Origin of the sequence: Streptococcus sp. F0442 (assembly GCF_000314795.2) — a bacterium.
Lineage (GTDB): Bacteria > Bacillota > Bacilli > Lactobacillales > Streptococcaceae > Streptococcus.
Genome location: NZ_KB373314.1, coordinates 257,934 through 269,353, shown reverse-complemented (window position 1 = coordinate 269,353; position 11,420 = coordinate 257,934). Strand labels below are relative to the sequence as shown.

Genomic DNA, 11,420 nt, shown 5'->3' with positions numbered 1-11,420 from the left:
GTACACTTTTTAAAGAATGTACTTTATGCTTCTAATTCAGTTGTATCAATGGTTTAGCTCTAGTTAAGTCAATTGTACATAAACTTTTAGTTTTTTTTAGTTAACAAAAATTTTTTTTTGAGCAAAAAATGTACTTTATTCCCGCGAAAACTAAATCTTTCGCATACTTAAATTCTGTACATTATCTACTTGAAAACTAAAAATACAATCTTTTAAAATAATGTACTTTATAAAAATCTATGATAAAAAAACAAGTTCAAATTTGAACTTGTTTTTAAATTTTCCTATAAGGGACAAAATGTTCTCTTTTTCGTCTACGCCCTTTACAAAACATGCATGGCTCGATAGATCGTTTTACATTTGCAATCTTATCTACAATAGCCATTCTATAACGATGCTCTGGATTATTCTTACAAATCCACCAAAATCTTAATTGCGTATTATTTGGGATTCTTTCTGGATCCCCTAGAATAAGATTGTTAAGATAGTCCCACTCGTTCATCAAATCTTCAAATGAGATATTATCTTGTCTTTCTTTTAATTCTGCACAAAATGGACACATTTCTTTAAGATCTTTTGTCTCGGAATTTAAATACTTATTTAATATAATGCTGAAGCGCTCATGAAATTCGAAGTTACATTCTCTGCAGCGCCATAAATAAAACCTTTTTTCAGTTAATAATGGAACAAAACTATCTATTGAGACTTTATTATTTGGTGCCCACAATTTTGCTAGTTCAGGGTATAAATAATCAAATGTATTATACCCATTCAGAGGCTTATCGTTGTTACAGAAAGGACAACACTGAGAAACTTCTCTTCGAATTGGGATAGAACATAAATATGTCCCATTACACTTTGAACAATCCCACCAATATTTTTTCGTTTCTATTGTTGTCTGAGATAAATGAATAGGAATTTTATTTTTATCGCTCCATTCTTTGATGAGTTTTGGTTCTTTAAGGAAAATATTATTTTTAAATACCTCAGTCCTCCAGTCACATTGATTGGGACATGTTTGAAAGTTTTGATTTTCTAAATCGGTTCGACTGATCATTTCGGCTGGGCTACATTGAAAGTTGATTTTACAACAAGGACAAACCCAACTAACTACATTATTTGACTTAAACCAATATTCGGAAAAATCCCTTTCATTACTGAGGTCCCAAAATTCCCTCAAATAGGGATGTGTTTCATTTAGTGTATTAAAATCCTGAAGTTTTTCTCTATTTGAACAAAATGGACAAGACCTATCTGTTTTTTCAAATAGTGAGCATGAATACTCTCCGTGACAATTCGTACATTCCCATAACACATGAACATTAGATAATACATCAACTTGATTAGGTGTATTATTGTTCCTTTTAGACCACTCCTTGAGCATGGAAGAATTTAAAAAAGATAGAGGAGAAACATCAAAATCTTTATCCAATAACTCTTCAAATGAAGAATGACACTCCAAACAGTAATGACCACTTCTTTTAATTCGGTTCAATAATCTATCAATAGATAATTCAAATTTGCAATGACACTTATCACATTCCCAATGGATAGGTACTGTTATATTGTAACTCAGCTTCAGTTCGTTAAATTTAAATTTGTTTAAATGTTCGCTATAGATTTTAGCTAAATTTGGATAAATTGATTTGTAATCGCAATGATAGGAAGTTTCATTGCAGCCAAAATGAAATAAATCCCCACTTGTTAGTTGAAATAACCTCTTATTTGTCGCAGAATCTTTCCAACTTAATTGACACGTCGGACATTTAAAATTGAATTTTCTTTTACTATTGAACGGCAAGGTAAGAAGTTTCTCATCTAATTCTTCATCTTGCTCAATGCTGTAGTTTATATAATTTCTGAAATCGGGATAAACCTGAAGGACGCTCTCATTTTCATCAATGGAACGTTCACCTAATCCACAATGGGGGCAACACCTAAGATATTCATAACTGTCAAGCTGCACATCAATGATTTTCGCTTCCCAATGGTGTTGACAATAAGGGCAAGACCAATAGGCATATTTTAAACTATTTGACGATAATTTTTTGGGGTCAAGAACATTTCGTTTTTGATCCCAGTACATGTAAATAGCTGGATTATCTTTAACTTTCTTGTTCATTTCTTTCCTCATTTATAATTAGTTTTGCTGTCTAGTAAGTTTTTAATAGAAACCACTTTAGTTGATTTTTGAGGATTTTCTTGTTCAATAAGACCACCAGAATGAAAATCTATTTCTGAATCAGCGGTGATGATATTGTCTGCTAGGAAATCCTCACTGATAACCTTTTGAGAATATTTTAACAATCCTTCTTCTTTTAAAAGCTCATTCGCAATTTCTGGATAGACACTTGTTTTGATTATTTGTAATAGTTTTTGATTCTCATCACTTAACTCATTTTCTCTTTGTAGCTTCTGTTTTAAATCTTCATTAGTTGACTGTAGTTCAGAATTTAAACTACGTAACTTATCTGCTTCTTGTTTATAGCTGGCCGCAATGTTTGCTATTTTCTTGTAGTATTGGCTAATTTCCACCAATGCTCTTTTCATAGCACCTGGAGCACGATTTTTTGCCATAAAATTGTCAGGATCTATGGTCTTATAAGTAATTACAGCTTCATAATTTTCATCTTGGTATTTAATTTCACTTTCTTTTAAAAAATCCCTGAATCTTTTATTACGTCTAATGGTTGTATCCGCAACATTTTGATAGCCATGATTCCTAACATAGTCACCAAACCGAGGGATTTTTACCAAGCTTAAATCACAGGAACACTGGGAAATTAAATACTGTTCAAACAAATGAATCAATTCATCATCAGAAATTGATTTCTTTCTAGCCATTAGACTTATTCTCCTCTAAAGATAGTTGTTTAGCATTTAAGTAATCTTGATAGGTATTGCTAACTGTTTTTAATTTCAACAAAGCTTCTCCAATATCTTCAATATGACCTTTCCCTTGCCTAACTTTTCTAATCGCTTCATCTACAACCATAGCTTTTTCATCAACTGACTTTTTAAATGTTTTATCCATTGAAAAATAATCTTTACCTGCTTTACGGTAAAAAGGGCAGCTCGTACAAGCACCTAGTTCTGCATGCTCACTAATAACTTTCAGACAATCTGAATAATCACCTTTCGCAAAGCGGGGTGAGTAACACCGTCCTTTATTTTCTAAAGTGATGTATTGTCCTTGTGCTGTATAAAATGGCTGTCTCTTACTTATGGTGTAATTCGTATTCTTACTCGTTAGTTTACGATACATTTGATAACTACGACATTCAATAAATTGGCTTAAATTTGAAAAATAGTGAGATGAAGTTGTCACATCTTCATGACCAGCTAAAAGCATAGCTGTAACAGGACTAGCCCCTTCTGCAATTAAATTGATCATTGCAATGTGTCTCGTATCCCCAATATGAATCAAATTAATCTCGTTTTCATCTAATCTAGCTGGAAAACTAAAATAATTAACTTGATAACCGTATTTTTGAGAAATAATCTCATTAAAAAAATACCTCAAAATAGTATTGAGATTAGTGTAAGTTAAAAATCGGTTATTAACACCTGTTCGACGACCCCAACGGTTATAATGAGGATCAGTCACAAATAATGTATCTAATTTAGTAGAATTATCATTTTCCGTAAGTTTGAGGTAAGTCTTTATTTCAGAAGCTAATGAATTAGTAATTTCATAAGTATTCAAAGTATAATCTTCAGAAATTTTATGTGCAACAAGTCGATCCCTTCCTTTGATTATATTTCTCCTTAATGTAAGAAAATATTTTCCATCTTTCTCGGTTAAACAGTTTCTTTGTATTAAAAGAAATTCTCTTGGCCTTAAAGGTAAAATTGCTGTAATCTGCCACCAGAGATACAATGGATAATAAAATAGACGTTCTTTCTTAGATAATGTTTGAGACCAATAATCATTTAAAATGTCATTAAAAGTAAAATAGGATTGAAATTGCGCTAATTGTCTTTGCTGTTTTGACTTCTGCCTTTTTTGAAGGTTGAGAGTTAATTTATTATCCAATTGCTCCAATAGTTGACTTAGTTGAATATCATCTGAACAGGGAAGATTTGAGAAAAAGTCAATACATAAACCAGGAAATATTACAGAGATATTTTCTAAATCTAAAAACGTATCTTTGGTTGTATTTTTGATAATACGTTTAATATCTCTTAGAAATAGCTGTAAAGTTTCTAAAACATGTTGTTTCATTGAGAAAACAATAAAACTTTTTAAGTAATCGATAAATTCCTTATAAGGCAACTGAAAAATTGATTGATAAAATCTCCTATATTGAAACTCAGGAATGTTAAAAAACAGGCTAATATTGGCATATTCATTTGTAGTTTCCCATTTCTTATGATCAAAATCGTAACTTAGAATAATTCCTTTTTCAAAATAATCATCGAAAACTTCTTTTGCTCGCAGAACACAATCACAGTTAAATGGTTCAAAATAATTTTCAGTTTTAAAAAGTTTAGCTTGATTGTTCAATTTATTAACTCCTTTATTATTTCTTCGTAATCATGCAACACGTCATCCCCATATTGCTCGCATAAAGCTTGCAACATTTCAGTTAAACAAGGTTTTATTTGTTCTTCTAAAATACTCCGAATTTTACCTTTTTCTAAATCAGTTCGAACTCTAGAGTATTGTTTGTTCAAACGATTGAATTCTCCTACTAATAACAATAAAGTAGATTTAGTTTGTAGTTCATAATGACAACCTATGCAATGTTGTCTATCGTCATATGGACAAATCTTTCCAAGTGCAGACAAAAGACACATGCTTTCACCCTGTTTTGAGAAGGCTTCACCGTTTCCTATACGATGACAAATAGTAAGAAGTTGATTAGGCTCTGCTTCTTCTTCTACCAAAATCTTTAATGCCTTTTGCGATTTCACTTCTGCCTGAATACTTAAAGCCAATGTTTTTTCGATCTCATTTGGTGTCAAATCTAACTGTTTAATCATCTGAGTTTGTTGACTAGGACTTAATTCTTTATACTTTCCTCTAGTAACAATCGTCAGGAGCATTGATGGAATCATAGATAAAACACCTCGTTCAAATAGTTCTCTCGCAACCATTTCTGGTTTAAGCTGACTTAGTTGGGCATCTTTTAGGTACGTTGTTGTGGTTTGAGCAAATTCATCGAATGAACCTTTATGGCTACGGGCTAATGCAGCTAAAAAATAGCCTTTAATATTTAACTCAGATTTTTCTTGCAAAACATCATCTGCTAACATGGCAACAGTTTGAAGATAGGATTTATTTGCAGATCTAGAACTAAAATTCCTTTCAAGAAATAAGTCTCCAATTTCTTTCCCCATATATCGGCTAATTCGTTTATATTCTTTTATTTGTCGAATTAAAGGTTCATTATTATTATCTTTATTCAACTGATAATGAGCTTCACAGATAGCCAACAACGTTCCAATCAATACTTGACAGCTCTCAGGGACCTGAAATTTAATCTGACTAATATTTTTAGTTCCCTTTGTTTTGTTTGGAGTAATATTTAAATAAGTTAAACGAGTTGTAATACTTAAAAGAGTTCTTCTTGCCTCACTGCTACTCCAATCCCCACTTCTAACTGATTTTAGAACTTCTTTTGGTGTTCTAGGAAGTTGTGGATGCCCAAGTTGTTCTAAATCTGTTCCACGTAGCGCACATATAAAATGAAGTGCTAGAAATAGCCATGTATCTGCGTAGTCTTTTGAGATTGCTGCTTTATAAAGCATATCTTCTTTTCTAATGTAATCGTCATTAAAAAGAAAATACAGTAATTCTAAATATTCGTCTAACTCATAAGCGTTAGTCTCCTGTTCTAATGTGTATCGAGGTGTAAATTCATATCTTTTGTGATAGTTACATCTCGTTTTATTCATTAACCACTTTAAAAAATCAATAAAAACTTCGCCTTTTTGCTTTTCAAGTGCATATACTGCTTCTTCAACCAACAATTCAATTTCATTATCATTACAGAGGAATAAATCTCTTTTTAGATAATAAGCAAGAAAATCTTGAACATAAAAGATGTTTTCTTTAGATAAGTTGCTATCTTCTGAGTATTGCTGAAAATATTTGTAAGTTAATGGGAATTTTTGTTTAAATATAGGCTGAATTCCTGCTAAACCAGTTGGTCCAAGAAGATAATTGGTTATTTTTTCTATTAATAATTGAGCCTCTTTATCTGAGATAGAATAGTTATCCAAATCAATTTCTATGTTAAACCAATTGTTATCAACTAAAAACTTACTAATTTTGCCTTTATACTGTATATCGTTTTTTCCGAGTTCACTTAACAGATTTTCAATCAAAGATTTAATTGAATAAGTCATACATTACCTTTCTAACTTATCACCAAAAAGTTCATTTGCTTGCCAATTCATATAGTCAAAAACGCCATTGTTAACTTGACCATATTGTTTTGCGATTTCACCTTTATTTTGCAGGTAAACCCAAGCACTCTCAGGAGATTTATCACCTCTTGCAGACATGAGTTCACTAATCTCAGAAACCCCAGATAAGACTAACTGTGTCGTGTACCAGTGTCTGAAAATATGTGGGGAAATATTATGTTCCTGTAAAAGTTGACCGAAGAAAACAACCTCTGCATCATCGGACTTTAAGAAGATTGGGATCATCTCTTCACGAATAATCTTACGAAAACGTTGATAGTATACATCGTATGATAATGCTTTTCCTCGTCTGTTAAGATTTAATGGCCCATAGTCCTTCTCATACTTCTTACCTTCCAGATAACTCATATAGTCGTTATAAGTGTCTAAAAAGACCTCCAAGAAGATATAAGGTACTGCTTGAAGTCTTTCCTTTTTAATCCGTCCAGTCGGCTTTAAATCGCTTCTAAGAGGTATTTCTTTTCGTAGATCGATCTCAATCTTAAATACTTGACCATCACTTTGGTGAAATAAAATACCTGGTCCTAGAGGACTATCTTCACGTCTTACGTTACATGCTTCTGATGGTCTTAAGCCAACAAAGGCCCCCAAGGCCACAACCATGAGTAAATCCTTATGATAGTGTGCAATGTGAGAAAACAACATCTCAAAAGCACTATTTGGCATATCGCGAAAAATAGCTTTCTCAGTGTTGCTATCATCCACGTAGATTTCAAAATTTGGTTCTTTACGCTTTATAACCCGTCCTCTACTATTCGTAAAAGTTGTCGTAGTATACAATTCTTCTGCTTTTAACTTAGCCTTTCCCTCTCGCTCACTTAAATAAAGAGTTAAGAAGTAGAGAATTGCATTTACGCATTTTTCAACAGTGCTTTTCTTTCTTTTCCCGCTATCTTCAGGTAACTGAGATAATCCATAAAGCGTAAAAAACTCTCTGACCATCTCAAGTGTAAGTTGATCTACACTTTTAAGTCCAAGAGTACCAAATATGAAATTAAGAAACTTAACAACGTAAGAAAAGCGTTTATTCCCATCATCTGAAATCGACTTGATTCTTGAAGTAGATTTAACATAACGATGAAAATCAGTAAATTGTAAGTTGCCGTCATCGTGTTTCAGAACGATAAATTGCTTTGTCACGATGTTGTTATCACCTAAAACCAGTGAATGTTTATATACAACAAATCTCATGTTATCTCCTTGTTTAATATGACTGAAGGTTCTGACTGGGGTTTAGGATGTCAATACACAAAAAAACGATCAAATCAGTACCATTTTCCTTTGTGCTCTAAACTGCATAAAGGGAATATCGATGAGTACTTTCATTGATCGTTATTATTATTTAAATTAATTCAATAATAAAAGTAACTTCATCAAAGTAATAAGAGCAATTAATTAGCTCAGCAACAACGATAACCACAGCAACTCCTTCTAAACGATGAAAGGAATATCCGCCGTGGCTATCTATTTACTTTTTTTCTTTTACTTTTGTAAGTTACTTTTGTTATTTTTACTTTTTCTGTATTATATCATATTTTGATTAAATTGTCATCTGAGATAGTGATTTTAAAAAAGCTGGAAATTTTTTCAATTGTATATTTTGACAATAAAAAACACTTTAATATCAATTTAATGATTTTAGAGCGTTTTTAGCTTATTTGATTTTAAAGTTGTCGTCTATTCCTCAGAATTACTTGAAGAACAGGAAAAATTCGACAACAAAGTAAGTCGATCTATTCAGTTATAAAACCTATGAAGGTCTTTCTGCTGGAACTGGCCACTCCTACTTTGGAGATGTAGATTATACTCTTACTTATTCAACTGAGAATATCCCTCATGATTTCTCCTCATGTGCTGAGAGCTTTCTTCTATACTAATAGACGAAAGGGTGTGAAAATGATTTTTAAATGATACTGTGGAACGGAACAGTAGCCCTAGTATTGACTACTGTCGTTTCTATTCATATTGGCTATTCTAGGACTGAGATGAAAAAATCTATAAATGCTCAGAATAAAATTGAACCCGCAAATCTCCCCAAAACAATGGTGAGTCATGTACTTGTATTATTCCGAAAAAATACACCTCTGGTGCAGTGAGACAAATTGGTGTATCTTATAGTGGCTTCGTAGATGAAAGCTATACTCTACTATCACTCTTTGATGATGTAGAACAAATTGAAAAAGATAATAGACTTCAGACAGCTATTGATGTTGTCAGAGAACAGTTTGGTTTTTTAGCCATACAAAAAGGAACCGTCCTAACTGAAGGTTCCAGAAATATTGAACGCAGTAAACTTATCGGTGGTCATTCCGCGGGTGGATTGGAGGGATTAAAATGAAACAAGAAAAAAATACAGTACAATTTTCAGAAATCCGTAGCAAAGGATGTAATGATATTGAAATGCTTGAAAGATTTTTACATGGAATCGTTGAAACAGCAACTTCAAAACTTCGTCAGAGAAAACTCAAAACAACTGAAATATCGATACGACTAGTACATGCTAAATCTGAAAACCGATTACCATTGGAATTTACATTTAGCATTAAGCCAACAAGCTCATCTGTGATAATCTATACTGAGGTAATCAATCGCTTTAAAGAATGTTACACAGGTGGGGGAATTCAAGGTTTTACGATTCAATTTGATAAAAATACCCTTGCCTCTGCATAGAAAGGATTTGATATGATTGACCGTTCATATTTACCATTTCAATCAGCAAGAGAGTACCAGGATACAAAGATGCAAAAATGGATGGGCTTTTTCCTATCTGAACATGCATCAGCACTCTCTGATGATACAAACAAAGTAACGTACATGTCTGACTTATCACTAGAGAAGAAATTATTACTCCTCAGTCAAGTATACGCCGGGCAGCTACGCACACGCATTCAAGTGATTGAAAAAAACAAGCGTGTTTCCTACACTGGAACAATACCAAGTCTGACCAAAGATTTCATTTTGATAAAAACTACAACAGGTCACATCAATTTGAAATTAAAAGACATTATTAGTATTGAACTTGTCGAGGAGGTGCTCTATGAATCAGCTTGAGTTTCAGCGTAATCACCTACAAATGGACTATTATAGCGAGAGCTACCAAGATTTTGAACGTGACTTCTACCGCTACTCTAACATGAATATTCCATTGACCTTCCTAACTGATGATATCCTAAAAACAATGGCGACTTCACGTAAGAATTACTTTGTCCTCAATAAGGAAAAGTCCAGAGATAACCGCGATCACTTCTTCATATTTGAAGTAAGTACCGTAGATGAGAATCCGCTAATCTATCATTATACATATAAGAAAACTACAATATATTTAGCAGAAAAATAGGAGCAGTTCAATTGACTGTTCCTATTTTTAATATTCATAAAATCTAAAGTCTTTATACTCTTTAACAATGGAGTCGCCAACCAGAACAGACTATACTGACCAGCGACTACCTTAAATTTAATGTTTCAGATTTATTTTCTTATCTCTAATTTCATAAACTACATCTGCTACATTTTCGAGTAATCGTTTATCGTGGGTGATAAACACGATAGTTCCGGTGTACTCCTTCATTAGTATTTCCAAAGCCTCTAAACTTGGTATGTCAAGGAAGTTACTGGGTTCATCCATTATTAGGATGTTATATCTACCCATGAGCATTTTAGCAAGCAACAATTTTATAATTTCTCCACCGCTTAAAACAGATAAACTTTTTCCAATATCGTTCTGTTTGAACCCCATAGATGCTAGCACTGAACGAATTTCTGATATATTGTAGTCACAATCCTTCTGCATAAACTCCATAACATTCTGATTACTGTTGTACTTGTAACCATTCTGTGCAAAGTAACCTATTTTTGCCTTAGGCGAAATAGAAATTCCTTCTTCATGGTTTAAGATCATTTGGATTAAAGTTGTTTTTCCGATTCCATTACCACCAGTTAACGCCACTTTTGCTCCTAACGGAATTTGAAAAGATGCATTTTCAAACAGAGCCTTATCCCCAAATACTTTATTAATTTCTGCACCGACTATAGGGTATGGATTATGGAGCTCCAATGCTTTACTTTGCCTGAAACGAATTCTGCGAATGCCTTCCGGAGCTTCTACTTTTCCTAAGGCCGCAATCCTGTGCTCTAGGGTTTTAGCAGCATTATACATCTTTTTTTCCTTACTTCCTATTGATTTTTGATGAGCTAAACGCCCTCCGTCTTCAGTACTTTTTTTCTTTGAAGAACCTTTTGCCTTCTGTTCTATTTTACGAGCCTGTTTTCGCTTTTCCTCCGCAGCCCTTTCCAATCGGGCACGTTCCGCAATAAATTGTTCGTATTCTGCAGCTTGGCTCTTACGTTCTTCCTCTTTCTGACGAAGATAATCAGAATAGTTTCCCCAATACTCAGTGATTTTGCCATCTTTCAGTTCCCATATTTTATCTACTATTTCATCAAGAAAATAGCGGTCATGGCTAATAACTAACAGTGCACCTGTAAAATATTTTAGCTGTCCTATTAGAAAATCAATTCCTTCACGGTCTAAATGGCTCGTAGGTTCATCCGCTAAAATACCATGAACCTGTGCCGATAAGGCCTGTGCTATTTTAAGCCTTGTTTCTTCACCACCGCTCATAGTCTGTATATTTAATTGCTCAACACCTAGCTTGCCTACAAGTGCAAAATCTTTTTCCTCCTGCAGAGTTACTTCGTCCAACTGGGGAATATAGGCAAGTTCACCCAGACGATTCATTTTACATCCTGGGGGAGTTAATTCTCCTAAAAGTACCCTGAGTAAAGTGCTTTTTCCAGCACCATTTGCTCCTACTAAACCAATACGGTCATAATCATATACTTCTAATTCATTTATATCTAAAACATCGCGTCCTTTGAATTCCACACGAATGTCTTTTGCTTTTATTATTAATTCCATAACATTTCCTCCTGTCTATAATCGCATGCTTTCATTTGCTTGTATGCAGGGAAAACCCTGCGATTTT

The 11,420-nt window shown here is 33.3% G+C and carries 10 protein-coding genes; 4 read left to right on the top strand and 6 right to left on the bottom strand.

The genetic code is table 11. The features are described 5' to 3' along the window. Window positions 1-274 precede the first annotated feature (274 nt). From HMPREF9186_RS01465 to HMPREF9186_RS01445, 5 genes are read right to left on the bottom strand one after another with little or no spacing between them, the layout of a single operon-like run. On the bottom strand, window positions 275-2,122 hold the full coding sequence (locus HMPREF9186_RS01465) for a zinc-ribbon domain-containing protein (RefSeq protein ID WP_009731046.1): 1,848 nt from the start codon (window positions 2,120-2,122) through the stop codon (window positions 275-277). An 8-nt stretch (window positions 2,123-2,130) separates the two neighbouring features. Beyond that, the gene (locus tag HMPREF9186_RS01460) at window positions 2,131-2,844 is read right to left on the bottom strand and encodes a hypothetical protein (RefSeq protein ID WP_009731045.1); all 714 of its coding nucleotides are present in this window, start codon (window positions 2,842-2,844) and stop codon (window positions 2,131-2,133) included. Next, complete coding sequence (locus HMPREF9186_RS01455) at window positions 2,837-4,507, bottom strand: hypothetical protein (RefSeq protein WP_009731044.1); 1,671 nt, start codon at window positions 4,505-4,507, stop codon at window positions 2,837-2,839. The genes HMPREF9186_RS01460 and HMPREF9186_RS01455 overlap by 8 nt, the downstream gene beginning before the upstream one ends. Continuing rightward, window positions 4,504-6,354, bottom strand: a complete 1,851-nt coding sequence (locus tag HMPREF9186_RS01450) for a hypothetical protein (RefSeq protein WP_009731043.1) — start codon at window positions 6,352-6,354, stop codon at window positions 4,504-4,506. The genes HMPREF9186_RS01455 and HMPREF9186_RS01450 overlap by 4 nt, the downstream gene beginning before the upstream one ends. A 3-nt stretch (window positions 6,355-6,357) precedes the next feature. Then, entirely contained in the window at window positions 6,358-7,626 is a 1,269-nt protein-coding gene (locus tag HMPREF9186_RS01445) for a site-specific integrase (RefSeq protein ID WP_009731042.1), read from the bottom strand. 901 nt (window positions 7,627-8,527) lie between these two features. Here HMPREF9186_RS01445 and HMPREF9186_RS01435 point away from each other — a divergent pair. From HMPREF9186_RS01435 to HMPREF9186_RS01420, 4 genes are read left to right on the top strand one after another with little or no spacing between them, the layout of a single operon-like run. Then, a complete protein-coding gene (locus HMPREF9186_RS01435; RefSeq protein WP_001813542.1) occupies window positions 8,528-8,773 on the top strand; it encodes a hypothetical protein in 246 nt (81 codons plus the stop codon). Beyond that, entirely contained in the window at window positions 8,770-9,105 is a 336-nt protein-coding gene (locus tag HMPREF9186_RS01430) for a DinB/UmuC family translesion DNA polymerase (RefSeq protein ID WP_000806926.1), read from the top strand. The genes HMPREF9186_RS01435 and HMPREF9186_RS01430 overlap by 4 nt, the downstream gene beginning before the upstream one ends. 12 nt (window positions 9,106-9,117) lie before the next feature. Continuing rightward, the gene (locus HMPREF9186_RS01425) at window positions 9,118-9,486 is read left to right on the top strand and encodes a hypothetical protein (protein ID WP_000567222.1); all 369 of its coding nucleotides are present in this window, start codon (window positions 9,118-9,120) and stop codon (window positions 9,484-9,486) included. Then, on the top strand, window positions 9,473-9,772 hold the full coding sequence (locus HMPREF9186_RS01420) for a DUF5960 family protein (RefSeq protein ID WP_001072467.1): 300 nt from the start codon (window positions 9,473-9,475) through the stop codon (window positions 9,770-9,772). Before HMPREF9186_RS01425 ends, HMPREF9186_RS01420 begins: the two co-directional genes overlap by 14 nt. A 117-nt stretch (window positions 9,773-9,889) precedes the next feature. Here the strand turns inward: HMPREF9186_RS01420 and msr(D) are convergent, their stop codons facing one another. Continuing rightward, window positions 9,890-11,353 carry an ABC-F type ribosomal protection protein Msr(D) gene (gene msr(D), locus HMPREF9186_RS01415; protein WP_009730792.1) on the bottom strand — a complete coding sequence of 488 codons (1,464 nt, stop codon included), beginning with the start codon at window positions 11,351-11,353 and terminating at the stop codon, window positions 9,890-9,892. Window positions 11,354-11,420 lie beyond the last annotated feature (67 nt).

Bases quoted from the DNA above. Each gene is read 5' to 3' on its own strand.
- HMPREF9186_RS01420 (WP_001072467.1), top strand. From the start codon at position 9,473: ATGAATCAGCTTGAGTTTCAGCGTAATCACCTACAAATGGACTATTAT.
- HMPREF9186_RS01445 (WP_009731042.1), bottom strand. From the start codon at position 7,626: ATGAGATTTGTTGTATATAAACATTCACTGGTTTTAGGTGATAACAAC.
- HMPREF9186_RS01460 (WP_009731045.1), bottom strand. From the start codon at position 2,844: ATGGCTAGAAAGAAATCAATTTCTGATGATGAATTGATTCATTTGTTT.
- HMPREF9186_RS01465 (WP_009731046.1), bottom strand. From the start codon at position 2,122: ATGAACAAGAAAGTTAAAGATAATCCAGCTATTTACATGTACTGGGAT.
- HMPREF9186_RS01430 (WP_000806926.1), top strand. From the start codon at position 8,770: ATGAAACAAGAAAAAAATACAGTACAATTTTCAGAAATCCGTAGCAAA.
- HMPREF9186_RS01450 (WP_009731043.1), bottom strand. From the start codon at position 6,354: ATGACTTATTCAATTAAATCTTTGATTGAAAATCTGTTAAGTGAACTC.
- HMPREF9186_RS01425 (WP_000567222.1), top strand. From the start codon at position 9,118: ATGATTGACCGTTCATATTTACCATTTCAATCAGCAAGAGAGTACCAG.